Origin of the sequence: Sabulibacter ruber, assembly GCF_017355955.1 — a bacterium.
GTDB classification, from domain to species: Bacteria; Bacteroidota; Bacteroidia; order Cytophagales; family Hymenobacteraceae; genus Nibribacter; species Nibribacter ruber_A.
Window position 1 is genome coordinate 616,561 of sequence record NZ_JAFFID010000003.1, and the last position, 18,335, is coordinate 634,895.

General features: G+C 48.0%; 13 protein-coding genes. 7 read left to right on the forward strand and 6 right to left on the reverse strand.

The window, feature by feature from the left end:
• The first annotated feature begins 184 nt into the window (after nucleotides 1-184).
• Entirely contained in the window at nucleotides 185-1,675 is a 1,491-nt protein-coding gene (locus JT719_RS18095; protein WP_242693329.1) for a DEAD/DEAH box helicase, read from the forward strand.
• 710 nt (nucleotides 1,676-2,385) lie between these two features.
• On the forward strand, nucleotides 2,386-3,672 hold the full coding sequence (locus JT719_RS18100; RefSeq protein ID WP_207435089.1) for a patatin-like phospholipase family protein: 1,287 nt from the start codon (nucleotides 2,386-2,388) through the stop codon (nucleotides 3,670-3,672).
• A gap of 110 nt (nucleotides 3,673-3,782) precedes the next feature.
• Here the strand turns inward: JT719_RS18100 and JT719_RS18105 are convergent, their stop codons facing one another.
• The 4 genes from JT719_RS18105 to JT719_RS18120 form a co-directional block, all read right to left on the reverse strand.
• On the reverse strand, nucleotides 3,783-4,721 hold the full coding sequence (locus JT719_RS18105; protein ID WP_207435090.1) for a 1,4-dihydroxy-2-naphthoate polyprenyltransferase: 939 nt from the start codon (nucleotides 4,719-4,721) through the stop codon (nucleotides 3,783-3,785).
• A 9-nt stretch (nucleotides 4,722-4,730) separates the two neighbouring features.
• Nucleotides 4,731-5,315 (reverse strand): glutathione peroxidase, encoded by a 585-nt coding sequence (locus tag JT719_RS18110; protein ID WP_207435091.1) that lies wholly within the window; start codon nucleotides 5,313-5,315, stop codon nucleotides 4,731-4,733.
• A gap of 161 nt (nucleotides 5,316-5,476) precedes the next feature.
• Nucleotides 5,477-7,273 carry an arginine--tRNA ligase gene (argS, locus tag JT719_RS18115; protein ID WP_207435092.1) on the reverse strand — a complete coding sequence of 599 codons (1,797 nt, stop codon included), beginning with the start codon at nucleotides 7,271-7,273 and terminating at the stop codon, nucleotides 5,477-5,479.
• 6 nt (nucleotides 7,274-7,279) lie between these two features.
• Nucleotides 7,280-8,260 carry an arginase gene (locus JT719_RS18120; protein ID WP_207435093.1) on the reverse strand — a complete coding sequence of 327 codons (981 nt, stop codon included), beginning with the start codon at nucleotides 8,258-8,260 and terminating at the stop codon, nucleotides 7,280-7,282.
• A gap of 85 nt (nucleotides 8,261-8,345) precedes the next feature.
• On the opposite strand from JT719_RS18120, the gene JT719_RS18125 reads away from it, so the two are divergent.
• Nucleotides 8,346-9,746 carry a type III PLP-dependent enzyme domain-containing protein gene (locus tag JT719_RS18125; RefSeq protein ID WP_207435094.1) on the forward strand — a complete coding sequence of 467 codons (1,401 nt, stop codon included), beginning with the start codon at nucleotides 8,346-8,348 and terminating at the stop codon, nucleotides 9,744-9,746.
• A gap of 430 nt (nucleotides 9,747-10,176) precedes the next feature.
• Here the strand turns inward: JT719_RS18125 and JT719_RS18130 are convergent, their stop codons facing one another.
• Nucleotides 10,177-10,719: a D-glycero-alpha-D-manno-heptose-1,7-bisphosphate 7-phosphatase gene (locus tag JT719_RS18130; protein WP_242693330.1), complete on the reverse strand. Its 543-nt coding sequence runs from the start codon at nucleotides 10,717-10,719 to the stop codon at nucleotides 10,177-10,179.
• Nucleotides 10,720-10,848: 129 nt separating this feature from the next.
• Here JT719_RS18130 and hemG point away from each other — a divergent pair, with 129 nt between their 5' ends.
• From hemG to JT719_RS18145, 3 genes are all read left to right on the forward strand, one after another.
• A complete protein-coding gene (hemG, locus tag JT719_RS18135; RefSeq protein WP_207435097.1) occupies nucleotides 10,849-12,189 on the forward strand; it encodes a protoporphyrinogen oxidase in 1,341 nt (446 codons plus the stop codon).
• A 24-nt stretch (nucleotides 12,190-12,213) separates the two neighbouring features.
• Nucleotides 12,214-12,945: a polyprenol monophosphomannose synthase gene (locus tag JT719_RS18140; protein WP_207435099.1), complete on the forward strand. Its 732-nt coding sequence runs from the start codon at nucleotides 12,214-12,216 to the stop codon at nucleotides 12,943-12,945.
• Between the two features lie 193 nt (nucleotides 12,946-13,138).
• Entirely contained in the window at nucleotides 13,139-14,101 is a 963-nt protein-coding gene (locus JT719_RS18145; RefSeq protein ID WP_341350778.1) for a TerC family protein, read from the forward strand.
• 306 nt (nucleotides 14,102-14,407) lie between these two features.
• Here JT719_RS18145 and JT719_RS25570 read toward each other — a convergent pair whose 3' ends face one another.
• A complete protein-coding gene (locus JT719_RS25570; RefSeq protein ID WP_207435101.1) occupies nucleotides 14,408-16,354 on the reverse strand; it encodes a transglycosylase domain-containing protein in 1,947 nt (648 codons plus the stop codon).
• A 284-nt stretch (nucleotides 16,355-16,638) separates the two neighbouring features.
• Between JT719_RS25570 and purB the strand changes: the two genes are divergently transcribed.
• The gene (purB, locus tag JT719_RS18155; protein ID WP_207435103.1) at nucleotides 16,639-17,991 is read left to right on the forward strand and encodes an adenylosuccinate lyase; all 1,353 of its coding nucleotides are present in this window, start codon (nucleotides 16,639-16,641) and stop codon (nucleotides 17,989-17,991) included.
• Nucleotides 17,992-18,335: the final 344 nt, after the last annotated feature.

Below are 18,335 nucleotides of genomic sequence, written 5' to 3' on the forward strand. Positions count from 1 at the left end.
AATATATAGTGCAATTTATATAAGCAAGAATATAGATACTTATTTATAGGAAAACCATGTTTTAAGGGGAGTGATGCCCCCTACAAAAGAGATAGTTTGGCATAAAAGCCTATCTTTACAAACCCATGTGCGAAAGCCAGTAACTAATTTTCACTGGTTTACACTCTAAGAAGAATTTATAACAATGAGCGTTACATTTGACGATTTTAACCTGCAGCCCGACTTGCTAGACGGAATCCGGTCTATGGGTTATAAGCAAGCTACCCCAATTCAGTCTCAGGCCATTCCACATATTCTAGAGTCAAAAGATTTGATTGCCTGCGCCCAAACCGGTACAGGTAAAACCGCGGCTTTTCTGGTTCCTACCCTTAGTAAGATTGCCGAGGCCAGGTATGACTTCACCAGCACTCTTATTCTGGTACCTACCCGTGAATTGGCGAAGCAGATTGATGACCAGGTAGAAGGGCTCAGCTATTTTACCGGCGCCACTTCCATTGCAATCTATGGCGGTAACAACGCCCAAAACTGGGACCAGCAGAAAAAAGCGCTCACCAGCGGGGCCGATATCATTATTGCAACTCCCGGCCGTTTGATTGCTCACATGCAGATGGGCTACGTAAAGCTGGATAAACTGAAATACCTGATCCTGGACGAGGCAGACAAAATGCTGGACATGGGTTTCATGGATGATCTCATGAAGATCATCTCGCAACTCCCTAAAGAGCGGCAAACGCTTTTGTTCTCGGCTACCATGCCGCCCAAGATCCGGACATTTGCCAAGCAGATCCTGCAGGAACCCGAAGAAATAAGCCTTTCTATCTCCAAGCCTGCCGCCAACATAGACCAGCGCATTTACCTGGTGTATGATAACCAGAAGCTGAAAGTGCTGCAATACATTCTCAAGGATGCCCAGGTACAGTCTATGATTCTGTTCACCTCCCGCAAAAACGCCGTAAACGAGATTGTGCGGGCACTGCAGAAAATGGGATTTGAGGCCGAAGGAATCAGCTCTGACCGCACCCAGGAAGAGCGCGAAGCCACCCTGCAGCGGTTCCGGAACAAACAATTACAGGTATTGGTTGCCACAGATGTGATGTCCCGCGGGATTGATGTAGAGGGCATCAGTCACGTGGTAAACTTTGACGTGCCACAAGACGCCGAAGACTACGTGCACCGCATTGGACGTACCGCCCGCGCCGCTACCTCAGGTACCGCTATCACCTTTGTGAACGAGCAGGACCAGGAGCGCTTGGTGAAAATAGAGAAACTGATTGAGCGCGAACTGCCCAAACTCCCTTTACCCGAAGGAATAGGAGAAGGCCCGGCGTTTGATCCTGTTGCCAATAGCCGCAGAGGTGGCCGTAACCGGGGTGGCGCCTCCTCCGGCAGAGGAGGCCGACCAGGCGGTGAAAGAACCGAAGGCCGCAAAAAAGAAGGCACCCGCAGCAAAGACCGAAACAGGAGAAGAAGCGATAAACCCCGTGGCGAAAATCAAGAGGGTACTTCCCCGGAGGCAGCTACCGCTCCTCGCCCACCCAGAACGGAAGGTCAGCCCCAAGCTACCTCAGCCCCAGACGGAGAAGTAAAGCGGAAAAAGAAACGCCGCAAAAAACCGACTAACAGAAAGCCTTCCGAAGGGAGCCAACCAGCCGCAGCTGCTTCCCCTGCTGAGTAACTAAACATCAATTCTTAAGCTTGAGGGCCGTTTTGAAGCTACTTTACAATAAGTAGCCTCAAAACGGCCCTCAAGTTTTCTGCACCTCTCGATACAAAACTTCACCTATCACATCCCTTAAAGAAGCATCAAGGGAAACACTACACATCCTTCAGAAAACTAAAAACAAGCTATTATGGCCTTCAGCCTGCTTACGGCTGCTTTGCCTCCTCAACTGCGAGGCATATCTATTTTCTGCCCTGTTTTCCAAAACCGGACCTAAAACAGGAAAAGTCCACATTCTTACGGGCTTAAGGAACTACCTGAGTACGTTCTATGCCACCACCTACAGTTTTTACTAAAATTTGATAACTGAATTAAAAAAAGTATTTTAGAACAACTCCCTCTTTCCTACTCCACAGGTACTGGCTTCCAACCAGTTTGCATCTCGGCTGCTTGCGTTTGTTGTGCCACGAACCAACCTTATCTATGGAGTCTGTTCATAAAAAACACTTAGCTAACCTACTTTCCTTTCACCTGAAGGGACTTTGTGTTTAGGCTTTCTCTGACATAGCATGCAGGCAAATTACCTGCATAAAGGCAATCGACTCAACTGCTAACCCATTGTATTTGTGTAGAAACCTGAAGACAGCATACACGCATCAACAATCGCCAGTAAACCAACACCACCCTGGTTGCAATGTTTGTTTGATACTTAACGAAAAGATACCATGCCCGGAAACCGAACAACTGTCAATGCACGTGAATTCACTACCGGAAACAACCGGATACGAGCTATTCTGGCTCAACTGAAAGAAAACATAGAGGGCAAAGAATTCTCTGATGTGGTAGATAGCCAGGGCCTGCAATATGTAGACCTAGTCATGGAAGGAAGCGGCCTGCAGGGCATAGTGCTGCTTGGGTATGTGTATGCTTTGGAAGAGATGGGTATCCGGTTTCTGCAACTAGGCGGCACCTCAGTTGGGGCCATGCAGGCGCTCCTGATGGCCGCGGCCTGTCACCGAAGCGAGAAAACAAGCACCTGGATACTGGAGGAAATAGCCAATTTTGACTTCTGCCAACTCATTGACGGCGACTCTGAGGCCAAAGACTTTCTGGCATCTCTTGCTCAGAATAGAAACTGGTACACGCAACTGCTCAAAACTCCCCAGTTGCTGGAAAGTATCCGGGAAGATTTCGGGCTGAATCCCGGCAATGCCTTGCACCAGTGGCTCAAATCGTTACTCGCCAAGAAGAAAATAGATTCGCTGAAGAAACTAAAAGAGCGCCGCAAGGAAGGGGTAGCTGATCTACATCTCCGGAACTCAACCCGCCCGTACAAGAAATTGAAGGCTGAGCGGCTCGCGTTCATTGCTTTTGAGGTGACAACCCAAACTAAAGCGGTGTTCCCTGAAATGGCCGATCTGTACTGGGCTAACCCAGAGGAAGTAAACCCAGCCGATTTTGTGCGGGCTTCCATGTCGGCTCCCCTCTTCTTTGAGCCCTTCCGGGTAAGGCAACTTCCTTTTGGTGACAAGGCCCTGGAACGATGGCGAAAGGTTGGTTACTACGGCAACGTGCCAGATGAAGTCATCATGGTAGATGGAAGCATGATGTCAGCTTTTCCCATTGATCTCTTCCATGAGCACGGCAAAGTCCCCGTGGCGCCCACTTTTGGAGTTAAGCCAGGCGTAGACCGCAATTCTCCCCAGGTCATCCACAAGGTAACCGATTTTGTCTCTGCCCTTATGGGCTCTACCCGGCAGGTACATGACTTTGATTTTATCCTGCGCCACCCAGATTACAGGCAGTTGGTCCAGTTCTTACCCACCGGAGGCTTCAATTGGCTGGATTTCAACATGAGCAAGACCGATAAGATCAGGCTTTTTGAGATTGGGGTGCAGGGCGCCGCCGATTTCCTGAGAGCGTTCAACTGGAAGAAATACAAACAGTTCAGGGAGACAATTGCCGCCCCTACTTCCCTTCCGCCCCTACCCTTGACTCCTTCTTCCAACTAGGGCAGAAAAGACGAAAGCCGTTTTCAAGCTGTTTCAGAGAAACTAACTTGAAAACGGCTTTCGTCTTTTATCCGGAGAATTCAGGAAACCTACAGGATGGCTTTAGAGAATTATCTATCCAACAAAAGGCCTATTCCCAGTAGCAGAACAAAGCACAGCGTAGAAAGTGCCATTTGCTTTAGGAGAGGGTCCAGCTCAGCGGGGGTTTGGCGGCGCTTCACTTCCTTGCCGTTGAAGAACAGCAAAGGCGCGGAGCCCAGGAAAAGCCAGGGCCAATAGGTGGCATTCTCGCGCACCCAGACAAACACCACCGTGCAGGCTATCCCCGAGAGCAGCAGTAACCAATGGTACCTGCGGGCTCTGAGCGCACCCAGGCGCACGGGAACTGAGCGTTTTCCGGCCAGTTCATCAGATTTCATGTCCCGGATGTTGTTCACGTTCAATACTGCCGCTGAGAAGAAACCCAGGCTGGATGCCGGCAGCAGCAATTCAGAGAAGACACGCTCCGTTTGCAGGAAATAAGTACCTAAAACGCCAACCCAACCAAAGAAAAAGAACACCGAGATATCGCCTAGGCCGGCGTACCCGTAGGGTTTGCTTCCGTTGGTATAGCCAATGGCTGCCCAGATGGCTCCAATTCCTAACGCCAGGAAAAACAGAAACAGGTACAGCCCCGAGGTACCCAAGGCTATCCACAGCAGGCTTATGCCTGAAATGAGAGAAAGGAGGCTGAAAACGATGATGGCGGCCCGCATCTGCCCCGGCGAGATCTGCCCGGCCTGCACGGCACGTTTGGGTCCTTCGCGGTGCTGACTGTCGGCGCCGTGCTTGCTGTCGCCGTAATCGTTGGCCAGGTTAGAAAGGATTTGCAGGAACAGGGTGGTGAGTACGCAGAGCAGCAGCACCGGCCACCGGGAAAGATGATCGGCGGCGGCCAGGAAACCGCCCATGCCTATGCAAGACAAAGAAAGGGGCAGCGTGCGTAACCGGAAAGTCGATACCCACGTGCCCGCTGTTGGCTTTTTCTGAGCCGTTACTTTTAGATTCACTTACAACTATTAGCTATTAATGTCACGCAGCAACTCCTCGCCCAGAGGAGAAACTTTAGAAGGATAGAACTTCAGGAGTTTTCCGTCTTCGCTGATCAGGTATTTGCAGAAATTCCAGGTGGGTGCCTGGGTGTTGGTTCCGTTGTTTTCTTTGCTGGTGAGCCACTTGTACAAAGGTTGCTGCTCTGCCCCTATCACTGATGCTTTCTGGAACAGCGGGAAGGTTACCCCAAAATTCTTCTGGCAGAATTGCGCGATCTCTTCATTGGAGCCTTTTTCCTGGTTCCCGAAGTCGTTGGCCGGGAAACCCAACACCACTACTTTGTCGCCGTGCAGTTTGTGGAGTTTCTCCAGGTCTGCGTACTGCGGCGTGTAGCCGCACTCAGACGCCACGTTCACAATAAGCAGTTTCTTGCCTTTGAATTTCTGGAGACTGGTATCTTTTCCGTCAATGGTTTTCAACGGAATGTCATAGATAGAAGAGGCGGTAGCTGTTTCCATGGTGGTAGAAGTTTGAGTGTCTTTTGTGGGGGCTGCCGGTGTAGAGCAGGCCAGTAACAAGGACAAAGAGCAATAGGTAAAGAGCTGTAGCATACTTATAAGAGGTTAGATCTTTCTTAACCGCGTTTTACTTTTTTTGTTTTTACTTTACTTCCAAAGCAACTTCGGAAAGCGATTTAGGCCAGTTTACTGAAAACCAGCCTAAAAACAATCCTCTCTCACGTGCTTTTCCTTCTACTCAGAAACCTGTTTGCCTACATTCTTTCCGGAACCTCAATGCCCAGCAAGCCCATCATCAGCTTCAGGGTTCTGGCTACCTGCGCCGACAAGGCAATCCGGAAGCTCAATACCTGTGGATTTGCCTCCTGGAATATGGGCACCTCGGTGTAGAAACGGTTGTAGGCTTTCGCCACGTCAAAAGCATACTGCGCAATGATAGACGGAGCATAGTTACGGGCCGCATCGGCAATAATAGTGTCTGCATAGTTGAGCAGAACCAATGCCTCGCGCTCTGTCTCGTGCAGGTTCTCCACTCCGGCAAAGGTTTCTACGGTAGAACCGATGTTCAATTCATTGGCTTTCCGCAGAATGGCCGCAATCCGGGCGTGGGTGTACTGAATGAAAGGACCGGTGTTGCCTTTGAAATCGATGGACTCCTCGGGATTGAAAAGCATCCGTTTCTTTGGATCCACTTTCAACAGGAAGTACTTCAACGCGCCCATAGCCAGGGTATGGTAGAGTTTCTGCGCCTCTTCCGGTGTAAAGCCTTCAATCTTACCCAGTTCATCTGTTTTCTGGTGGGCGGTGTCAATCATCTCGTCCACCAGTTCATCGGCGTCCACCACCGTTCCCTCCCGCGATTTCATTTTGCCGCTGGGCAGGTCTACCATGCCATAAGACAAGTGGTAAATGCCGTCGGCGTACGGTTTCTGCAGCTTCTTCAGGATGGCTTTAAGCACCTGGAAATGGTAATTCTGTTCATCGGCCACCACGTAAACAGACTGATCGTAGTGGAAATCCTGGTATTTGAGTTCGGCGGTGCCTAAGTCTTGCGTGATGTACACCGAGGTTCCATCGGCGCGGAGCACCAGTTTCTCGTCCAGGCCTTCCTCTGTGAGGTCAATCCAAATTGATCCGTCAGGCTTTTTGAAAAACACGCCTTTTTCCAGGCCTTCCTCCACGCGGTCCTTGCCTAGCAGATAGGTGCCTGACTCATAGTAGAACTTGTCAAAGTCTACGCCTATGTTTTTATAGGTGGCGTTGAAGCCCTCGTACACCCAGCCGTTCATTTTCTCCCACAGCGCGATGGTAACCGGGTCATGCTGCTCCCATTTCTGGAGCATCTCCTGGGCTTCCAGCATAAGCGGGGCCTGCTTTTTCGCCTGCTCTTTGTCCACGCCCTGGGCTACCAGTTGGTCAATCTCCTGCTTATAGGCTTTGTCAAACTCCACGTAGTACTTGCCCACCAAATGGTCGCCTTTGACGCCGGAGCTTTCCGGGGTTTCGCCGTTCCCAAACTTCTCGTAAGCAATCATGGACTTACAGATATGGATACCGCGGTCGTTCACCAGGTTGGCTTTAACCACATCGTACCCGGCTGCTTTCAGGATCTCGGCCACCGAGAAACCTAAGAAGTTGTTCCGCAGGTGACCCAGGTGCAGGGGTTTGTTTGTGTTGGGGGAAGAGTACTCCACCACCACGCGCTGTTTCTGGCCTGTTTCTGCCAAATCAGCCGCAGAACCAGAAACCTGCTCCGCGAACTGCTGCAGCCACACGCTGTCTTTGATCTCAATGTTCAGGAAGCCTTTTACCACGTTAAAGCCCGCTACCTGCGGCGCATTCTGCACCAAAGACTCCCCAATGGCCTGGCCAATCTGCTCAGGACCTTTGCCCAGGGCTTTGGTCAGCGGGAAAGTGACAAACGTAAAGGTACCGGCAAACTCCTTGCGGGTTGGCTGCAGGTTTATCTGTTCTGCCGGGAGGGCATGCTGAAAAGTATCTTGTAAGGCCTGGCTCAGCGCCTGGGCTATCTGGGATTCAAGTTGTTTCATCTGTAATTAAGCAGTAGGCGCCGTCTGAGCCTCCTGGGCCAAACGGTTCTGAATAGCTTCAGTGGTGTATTCTAATATATCAAAGGCGTTTTGCGCCATGGTGTTCTCCGCATCCAGGGTAGGGTTGATTTCTACCATCTCAAAGCACACTACTTTGGGGCTGCTTACCAGGTGGTAGCACAGCTGCCTGGCCTGTTCTACGTTCAAGCCCACTTCTACCGGGGTGCCAGTTCCCATAGAGAACTTGGAGTCCAGGCTGTCCACGTCAAAGGACACATATATGATATCGCAGTCACGCAGGCGGTAAAGGGCTTCTTCTGCTACCTGCTCCACTCCTTTGGCAAGCACCTCGGGGTACGTGAAGTTCTTGATATTGTGCTTGTCAAACAGGTACACCTCAGGCTTCTCGTAGCTGCGGGTTACAATATAGACAATGTGGTTGTGGGTGATTTTGGGTTCATCGGTACCCACGCGTTTGAGGGCTTCCCAGAAGAAAATGGTTTCGGGGTCCGGATCGTTGGTTTTGCAGTCCAGATTGTCCTCGGCCAGGGAAGCTGCCAGCGGCATACCGTGCATGTTCCCAGACGGGGTAGTGTAGGGCGAGTGGATATCGGCGTGCGCGTCTACCCAAATAACACCCAGCGTTTTGTCTGGGTACATGGCCTTGATGCCCGCAATAGTGCCCCCGGCATTAGAATGATCTCCTGCTAACACCAACGGGAACATTCCTAGCTCTAATGTTTGTTCAACAGTGTTGCTGATGCGTTTATACGTCTGCAGAATGCTGTCAATGTACTTGGCATGTGGGAAGAGGTTCTTCTCAAACATAACGTCATTGAAATTAGGCACTTCTACAGAGGTGAAGCGTTTGAAGTAGTCTGAACCTTTGTTCAGGCATGCGATCTTGAGGGCGTCCACGCCCAAACTAGCTCCTCGCTTACCTGCCCCTAGCTCGGATTTTACTTCTATCAGTCGGATCTTTTTCATGCGAAACGGAAACTAGTTTTTGCAAAGATGGTAAAATACAAGCAATATTGCACGTTACCCGCTTTGGGTAAGCCTTTACATTCTAATGGATAAATACACCGATCTCATTCACCAAACCTTTGATTTCCCAACCGAGGAATTCAACGTAGTAAACAACGAACTCTTTTTCAACGGCATCCCCATGATGGACCTGGTAAAGCAATACGGAACTCCGTTGCGCCTTACCTACCTTCCTAAAATCAGCTCCCAGATTCAGAAAGCCAAGATCCTGTTCAAGGAGTCAATGGAGAAGCTGAATTACCAGGGCACATATACGTATTGCTACTGCACCAAATCTTCCCACTTCTCTTTTGTACTGGAAGAGGCGCTCAAGAATGACATCCATATAGAAACCTCGTCTTCGTATGACATGCCTATCATCAGGGCTTTATACGAAAAAGGCAAGGTAGACAAAGATGTATTTGTGGTGTGCAACGGGTTCAAGCGGGAATTGTACCGTGACCATATCACCTCCATGATCAATGACGGTTTCAGAAACGTGACACCGGTTTTGGATCACTTGGGTGAGATTGACCACTACGAGCAATTTGTGAACGGCGAGTGCCAGGTTGGAATCAGGTTAGCGTCTGACGAAGAGCCTAAATTCCAGTTCTACACCTCCCGTCTGGGCGTGAACTACAATGATGTAGTAAGTCTTTACGAGAACCGGATCAAGAACAATCCTAAGTTCAAGCTGAAGATGCTTCACTACTTCATTAACACGGGTATCAAGGATACTTCTTACTACTGGTCTGAACTGAGCCGTTTTGTGCACAAGTACTGCGAAGTGAAGAAGCTGTGCCCTGAGCTGGATACCATTGATATTGGGGGCGGTTTCCCAATCAAAACGTCTATCCAGTTTGATTACAACTACCGGTACATGATTGAGGAGATTCTGCGCACCATCCAACGTATCTGTAAGGAGGAAGGCGTGCAGGAGCCCAACATCTTCACCGAGTTCGGGATCTACACCGTGGGTGAAAGTGGCGCACACATCTACTCTATTCTGGACACCAAGCTGCAGAACGACAAAGAGCTGTGGTACATGATTGACGGTTCGTTCATCACCAACCTGCCAGATACCTGGGCTCTGAACCAGCGGTATATTCTGTTGGCTTTGAATAACTGGGACAAGAACTACCAGCGTTTGAACCTGGGCGGTCTCACCTGCGACAGCCAGGACTACTATAACTCTGAGATGCACTCGTTCCAGGTGTTCTTGCCCAAGATCCAGAAAGAGCAGGAAGAGCCGCAGTACATTGGGTTCTTCCATACAGGAGCGTACCAGGAAAGCTTAAGCGGATACGGCGGAATCAAGCACTGCCTTATTCCGGCGCCTAAGCATGTGATTATTGACCGTGAGGAAGATGGTTCCCTGAAATCTTGGGTATTTGCCGAAGAACAGGACGTGGAATCTATGCTACAAATACTAGGGTACAAGGGTTAAGAAATATTTTTCTAAATATTCATCAATCCTAAACAAAAACCGTAGATTTGAAGTAGAATACCTCAAATGTTGTACAATAATTATATGAAGAACCTATTCCTACTAGCTTCTATTTGTATGTTGGGCTTTGCATCCTGTAAATCCTCTACTTGCCCTGCGTACTCACAAAAATCTGACCGCTCGGCGGAGCAAAAAGTAATGGTGAAAGCTGATGCCAATGCTCCTGCAGCCAGCAGAGTGAACGGATAACGTTCTTCTGAACCATAAAAACCTACCTTGGGAACCGGAAGCTTACTTCCGGTTCTTTTTTTGCGCTTTCAGCAGCGTTTCAGATAAGCAACTGAAAGAGGGTTTCTCCTCCGTTTCGGTGGTGTTTTGGGTAAAAGAGCCAGAAAACAGCTTTTGGTTTTCTTTTGAAAGCAACCACGCCCTAGACTTTTACCTGGCTGTTAATAATCCACTCGGCGGCGGCCAAAAGATCTTGTTGTTGGTGAATATACGTTCCTGCTGGGTGAGGCCCCACCAAAACTCCCGTAACACCGCATTTAGCCGCTGCTTCAATATCGCGGGGTTGATCACCTACCAGCCAACAGGCAGCAGGTTCCAGGTTAAATCTTGCAATGGCCCTTTCCAGCATCAGGCTGTTAGGTTTTCTTGAGAGCGACTCTGAATGCGAGGGATGACCGGGAGCCATGTAGAGGGCATCTAGGGCGTTTCCGCAGGCGGCCTGCAGTTTCTCATGACAGGCCAGGACATCTGCTTTGGTGTACAATCCTTTTGTGATGCCCGCCTGGTTGGTGACTACAATCAGGTGATAGCCATGCTGCTTCAGGAGCTTCAACGCTTCTGGTACACCGGGGCACACCTCAAAATCCAGGGTTTTCCAGGTGTAATCCCCTCTTTCCACATTCAATACCCCATCGCGGTCCAGGAAAACCGCCTTGTTTTTTATAAGTGAGTTTTGGCTTTGCATTGTTCAAAAATACGTAGAAAGAGACAGGCAATGCACCTAAAAGTGTTTTTTACCTATTTTCTCCTGAACAGGTGTAAAACGAGTTGGCTTGTTCTGCGTACTAGTTTCATCACACATATTGTCCCCCCCATGCGCGTAGCCATTATTGGAGCAGGTATTTCAGGATTGGCATTGGCTTACTATCTCCAGAAGCTAGGGGTACGCTATGACCTTTTTGAATGTAACACCGAAGTGGGCGGGGTGATCAAAAGCAGACGCCAGGGAGCCTACCAACTGGAGTTTGGTCCGCACTCGCTGCAAATGAACGAGGAACTGCAGGAACTGATAGAGGAACTCAAACTAGAGGACCAGGTCATCAGGCCTGCCACCAAAAGCCAGGACCGTTACATCAGGAAAGACGGAGAATATTACTGCATCCCCTCTTCTCCCCGCCGGCTGCTCCTGAACGATTTTTTCCATTGGCGTACCAAACTTAAAATAACTCAGGAAACCACTCTGCCGCCCCAGGAAATCCCCGAGGAAACGGTCAGCCATTTTTTCAAGCGAAGGTTTGGGCAGGAAGTAGTGGATTACCTGGTAAAGCCCATGGTGGCCGGAATCTGCGCCGGTGACCCAGACAAGCTGCTGCTGGAGAAAACCTTTCCGGCGTTGAAAGAACTGGAGCGAACGCACGGCTCGGTACTGAAAGGGCTGGACCTGCATAAGGATATTCCCCGCGGGCAGATCTTTTCCTTAGAACAGGGCTTACAGTCGCTTCCTAAAGCCATTGGATCCAAGCTCATTTCCCTGCACCTTGACCATAAGGTGGAGATGATCCACAAAACCAAAGGCAAATACCTGCTGAGCATCCAGCATGACGTGGAAGGCTTGGCCGATGTGGAATTTGATGCCGTAGTTGTCGCTCTACCTGCCCACGCTGCTGCAGAATTATTGGACTACACCATGCCTGGTTTTGCGGCTGCTCTCCAGAACGTGACTTACGCGCCTTTGACCGTTGTGCATACGGCTTACAGGAAGCATTCGGTAGGGTTCCCGTTGGATGGGTTTGGCGCTTTGCATCCGCAGAAAGATCAGCCTTTCAGTTCTGGCAACATCTGGAACAGTTCTCTTTTCCCCAGAACCTGCCCGGATGACGAGGTGCTGTTTTCCTCCTTTGTGGGAGGAAGCCAGGCCCCGGAACTGGCCAACCTACCTGATGCCGACATTTTCCTTCAGGTGCACCAGGAACTGAAAGAGAACTATTCCATTTCTTCCAATATGCCGGTGTTTCAGCATTGCTACCGGTGGCCCACCGGGTTGCCACAGGCAGATATGTTCATCACCGATGTGCATCAACTGGCCGAAATTGTGGAAGAGGACTGTCTCTACTCCTGCTCCAACTGGATTGCCGGCACCTCTGTGCCAGACTGTGTGAAGTACGCCAAACAACTTGCGCAAAAAATATATTCGAGGCGGATTTCTCTCCTTTAAAGCCTTATCGGTTATATTTGGGGGATGAAAGAGTCTGTGGTGGTCATCCCGACCTACAATGAAATAGAAAACATTGAAGCAATTATTAGAGCTGTTTTCTCCCTTCCACACCCTTTCCACCTTCTTATTGTTGACGATAACTCCCCAGACGGCACTGCCCAGGAAGTAATGCGTCTGCAGACCGAATTCACCGATCGTCTTTTTCTGGAGCAACGTAAAGGCAAACTAGGACTAGGCACTGCCTACATACACGGTTTCAAATACGCCCTGCGTAACGGCTATCAATACATCTTTGAGATGGACGCCGATTTCTCCCACAACCCCAATGACCTGATGCACTTGTACCATGCCTGCGCGGATGAAGGCTATGACCTGGCTATTGGGAGCCGGTACAGCAGCGGGGTGAACGTGGTGAACTGGCCCATGAGCCGGGTGCTCCTCTCCTACTTTGCCAGCCGGTACGTACGCCTGATTACGGGCATGCCTATCCATGATGCCACCGCCGGATTCAAGTGCTATACCCGTCGGGTTCTGGAAACCATCAACCTGGATAGGATTCGGTTCATTGGCTATGCTTTCCAGATTGAGATGAAGTTCCTGACTTTTAAATATGGGTTCAGGATCAAGGAAGTTCCCATCATCTTCACTGACCGGACCAAAGGCCAATCCAAGATGAGCAAAGGAATCATCAAAGAAGCTTTTCTGGGCGTGATTCAGATGAAACTGGGAAGCTATTTCCGTCAGTTTTCCCGCTAAGGCTTAGCTCCTGTTTCTGAGCTACTTTCAGGAGAATAGCGGCAAAACGGGGACTCAGTTCCCCAGCTTTTTCATGGTTTTGCGGTTGTTTAGGTGTATCTTTCAACTTTTACTTCAAGGCAGTACGTAGGTTTTGCATGAAAACAACTGCAGCAATCAAGTACTGCTAACACCTAAAAATTCCGTAAGCATAGTGAAAACAGATATCATGTTCTGGGTGGGTTTCAACGCCTTCGTCCTGATCCTGCTGGCGTTGGATCTCTTTGTGTTCCACCGTAAAACGCACGTAGTTAAAATAAAAGAAGCGCTTCTTTGGAGCTGCTTCTGGATCGCGCTGTCTTTGGTCTTCAACGTTTTTATCTACTATTGGAGAGGCAGCGGACCAGCCCTGGAATTCCTTACCGCTTATCTTATTGAGAAGTCGCTGAGCGTTGATAACCTCTTCGTGTTTATCATGATCTTCAGCTACTTCAAGGTACCTTCCAAATACCAGCATAAAATTCTGTTTTGGGGAGTACTGGGGGCTTTGTTCTTCAGGGCGGTATTCATTTTGGTGGGGGTTGCGCTACTAGCCAAATTCCACTTCATTGTGTATATCCTGGGAGGGTTTCTGATCTTCACCGGTATTAAGATGGCTACTTCCTCTGGAGATGATGAAATTGACCCGGAGGCGAACCCGGTGGTGAAATTCGTGAGCCGTTACATGCCCATCACCAACAAGCATCATGAAGACAAGTTCTTCGTGAAACTGGATAAAACAGTTTTTGCAACTCCTCTCTTCCTGGTGCTTATCATGGTGGAAACCACCGATATTGTATTTGCCGCTGACTCTATCCCAGCAATTCTGGCCATTTCAAAAGACCCGTTCATTGTGTACACGTCCAACGTGTTTGCTTTGCTGGGCTTACGGGCACTCTATTTTGCCTTGGCTGGTATCATGCAGTTATTCCATTACCTGCATTATGGCCTTTCCCTGATTCTGGTGTTTATTGGCGTGAAGCTGGTTATCTCAGAATTCTACCACATGAACATGCTCCTTGCTCTGGGAGTGGTTGCCTTTATTCTCACGGCTTCTGTAATTCTGTCTCTTGTCTTTCCTAAGAAAGACTCTAAGGTACTTCCTTTACCAGGCCAGGAAGAAGAAACCCAGGCTTAGTTCTAGCACTCAACAGAACGCCTCCCTTGTTTTAAGGCTCGTTTCATGAAAACAGACCTAAAACAAGGGAGGCGTTCTTTTTTAACTGGCTAATTAGTTTCAATAGAAATGGGTTAGCCTATCTAGTAGCTATACTTTTAAATCTACTTCAATAATTCGCTTTAAAGGCTTTAGATAATTGGTAAGGTTTATCCCTCATTGAGTAGAGAAGGTGAAGTATCTTATCATCACCTTGAATCCATTCACGCTATAAAGAAAAAGGCCGCCTTTTTACAAAGGCGGCCTTTTCTGTTTTTATGCTATTTTTTAAAAATCAAGTAAATCTATAGGAGCGAGCATTTCCATGGTATCGGCAACCTGGGTAGTGGTATCCGGTTTAGGGATGATGAAGCTTCCTGCTCTACCGTTCAGATTAACATACGGCGACACGCTGGCATGCTCAGATGGAGAAATCAAGCCCCGCTTCAACATATTCCCGCTGATCAGCTTAAAGAAGTAGCGCGGATAGGCTCTGAGTTCACCGTAGGAGTTGAAGTAAGTTCTATACTGCTTTGGTTTAGGTACAATACTCGCCAAGAAGAGGCTTTCTTCAAACGTAAGCTCACTTGGCTCTTTTGAGAAATAGAACCTGGCCGCTTCCTTAACCCCGTAGACGTTTGGTCCCCACTCAATGATGTTCAGGTATACCTCGTACATCCGTTCTTTCGGCGTGAGCCGCAGGTTCTCAATAATCCATACAATCAGGGCTTCCTCCACCTTTCTGGTGATGGTTTTCTTTCTGGTCAGGAACGCATTCTTCACCAGCTGCATGGAAATGGTACTACCACCCCGTACAAAGGAATTCTCTTTGATGTTGGTGATAAGCGAATGCCTGAACGCCCCGTCATGGAACCCTTTGTGGGTAAGGAACCGAGGGTCCTCGGCGGTCATGATAGCATATTTCAGATGGTCAGGTATCTGGTTGTACGGAGTGAAATTAGGGTTAGAAGGACCCACCTGGAAGGTTCTTACCACTTTTCCCTTTTCGTACACCGAGTGCGTGAATTCCTGGTTCAGTTTACGCAGGTCATTCGGTCCGAAATCAGTGATGTTGAAATTAGTGGCATCCAGATCTGATTCAAACCTCAGGCTGTCTACCTGCGCCATATCCACATAGAAATTCATGTGGTACTTAAAGCTACCGGTTGCCTTCACTCCCTGGAACGTGTCAAATAGGCCTGGAGGCATGGAGGCAAACAGGTCATTTGCCGGAATCTCAGGTGAGTCAATTTTTATCCCTATTTTCCGATTTGGCCGAGTTTCGTACGTCAGTTGGGGATAGAATACCGCTTTATTAATGCGCACCTCAGATTCAGGCTCAAGTGCATAATAATGATCCCCCAAGGTGATTTTATACTTCATTGCCCCGTTCTGAACGGTAACATTCTCATCAGCGATTTTAGGGTGATTCAAAACTAGGCCATAGGCGCTAGACTCCCCTTTGATGGTAAGTTGATTGTTCTTGTACTCTTTATCGGTGATACTGAGGCTAAGCGTATCAAACCGCATGGTGGCTCCAAACTTCTGCTCAATGTAGGGTACCTCTATGCCCGCAGACTTGCCATCACCATACATCTTAGCCGATAACAAATACTCGTCTGGATCAATCAAGCCTTTTACAAACATGGTGTTAGTGACCGCTTCGGTGGTAATGGTCATACGGGCATCTATTTCCCCATCCTCCATTACCATGGTGGGTAACTGCATGTCAATAAGACGACCATCGCTCTTGAACACGATTCCAAGATCCCGGAAGTTTACCCCATCGGGTACATTCTCAAAAGCAGTTTCAATCAAACGGTTCAGCAGAGTACCATAGTTAGGCTTTTCAGCTGTTGTGTCGGCAGGTTCGTCACTGGCCTTCTTCCGGTACAGAAAGGAAAAGTTATCGGTACTGTCTTGTTTGAAAGCAGTGATGGAGCCATTAGCCATGTCAAACTGCTTAAAAACCATTCTTCCTAGGAAAAGAGACCGGAAACTCACGGTTGCTTCTACAGTATCAATCTGCAACAGTTTAGGTTGGTCAATTGGCTGTAGAGCAATATTGGTCACCAGAACAGTATTCAGGTCAACAAACTGAGCATTTCCAATCTGCAGTTTAGCCGGATACTTAGTTTCTACCTTCTTAATGACTTTTGCTACCGCATATTTAAGTATTCGCTCGCGGTTAAGCAGGAAAGCAACGAAACCAATTACCAGCAGGGTAGCAAACACTCCCCCCCCGATAAAAAACTTCTTTTTATTCCTTACAAAGAAATCTGTGAACTTAGACAAGGTACAATTCTATGTTAGTTGTAACATGGAGCCTGTTGATAACTTTACTCCAACTTGCAAAAGTAATGCATTCCCTGACACATAAAAACAGCGGGGAATGCAACTGGGTAAATACGTGAAGTATAAAGTAAAGTTCAACCTATCAAACACAAGAAAACTGGGTTTAAGTTCGCTTTCCTAGAGGATATGAAGTTCCTTTATATCTTTGAGTAAAATCTATTTCTATGAATTTATCTGCGCTTACAGCTATTTCACCTATAGACGGAAGATACCGTTCACAAGTACAGGAACTGGCTCCTTATTTCTCTGAATTTGGTTTGATACGCTACCGGGTTCTGGTAGAAGTTGAATACTTTATTGCGCTTTGCGAACTCCCCTTACCTCAATTAACCAGCGTAGATGCTTCTTTATTCTCCTCTATGAGAAACATCTATGAAGCCTTCACAGAAGCAGACGCCCAAGCTATAAAGGAAATTGAGAAGGTTACCAATCATGATGTAAAAGCAGTTGAGTATTTTCTTAAGGATAAATTTGATGCTTTAGGTTTAAGTAAACAGAAGGAGTTTATCCACTTTGGATTGACTTCTCAAGACATAAACAATACAGCTATTCCACTGTCTTTAAAAGAAGCTGTACAGAACCACATTGTACCTGCCTTTGAAGGATTGAAGAATACCCTTTCTGACCTGGCTCAAACCTGGAAAGATATTCCCATGCTTGCCCATACCCATGGCCAGCCAGCTTCACCCACTAAATTGGGGAAAGAAGTACAGGTTTTTGTGGAAAGATTAGAGCAGCAGTTACTCTTACTGAACCAGGTGCCTTATGCAGGAAAGTTTGGGGGAGCCACGGGTAATTTCAACGCGCACCATGTGGCGTATCCACCGTTGGACTGGGTTGCCTTCGGTAACAGGTTCCTAAGTGAGAAACTTGGTCTTACCAGAAGCCAGGTCACCACACAAATAGAGCATTATGATCATTTAGCAGCATTGTTTGACAATATCAAACGCCTAAACACTATTCTGATTGATTTTGCGAGAGACGTGTGGCAATACATCTCAATGGGTTATTTCAAACAGAAGATCAAAGAAGGAGAGGTAGGATCTTCTGCCATGCCGCATAAAGTAAACCCAATTGACTTTGAGAATGCAGAGGGTAACTTAGGGATGGCGAATGCTCTTTTACATTTCTTATCAGAGAAGCTTCCGGTTTCAAGGCTACAAAGAGACTTAACAGATTCAACAGTGCTTAGAAACCTTGGTGTACCTCTGTCTCATACCTTGCTAGCGACAAAATCACTGCAGAAAGGAATCGGTAAGCTCCAACTTAACCAACATGCCCTAAACAAACACTTAGAAGAGAACTGGGCAGTAGTTGCAGAGGCAATCCAAACAATCTTGAGACGAGAGGCATACCCTTCACCCTATGAAGCGTTAAAGAGCCTCACACGTACCAATACACACATTACCGCAGAATCTATTAAGGACTTTATAGAAACCTTGAATGTGAGCGAAGAGATAAAAGCCGAGCTCCGTGTAATTACTCCGTCTACTTACACAGGTGTAGACCTTTACTAATAATCAAGCCCTGAAACAAAAAAGGGAGAGCCAGTTTAGCTCTCCCTTTTTTGTTTCAGGGCTTGATCAATTTTACTAGCTATGGCAATAGGCAGTATCTATTATTACAGCATTCGTTTAGCATTCAGCTCAGGGACAATAATCAACCTTCATGAAAACTAGTTTATAGATGATTTTACCAAAATAGCCCATAAACACAAAGGAATATAAAATACAAATTGTAATTCCAAGGACCCCTAAACGCAGAGCGCCCCTCTTCGTTTCTGAAGGGGGGCGTCTTTATAAAGGGGGGTTGGCGGCGACCTACTCTCCCGCGTGTGACCGCAGTACCATCGGCTCGGCGG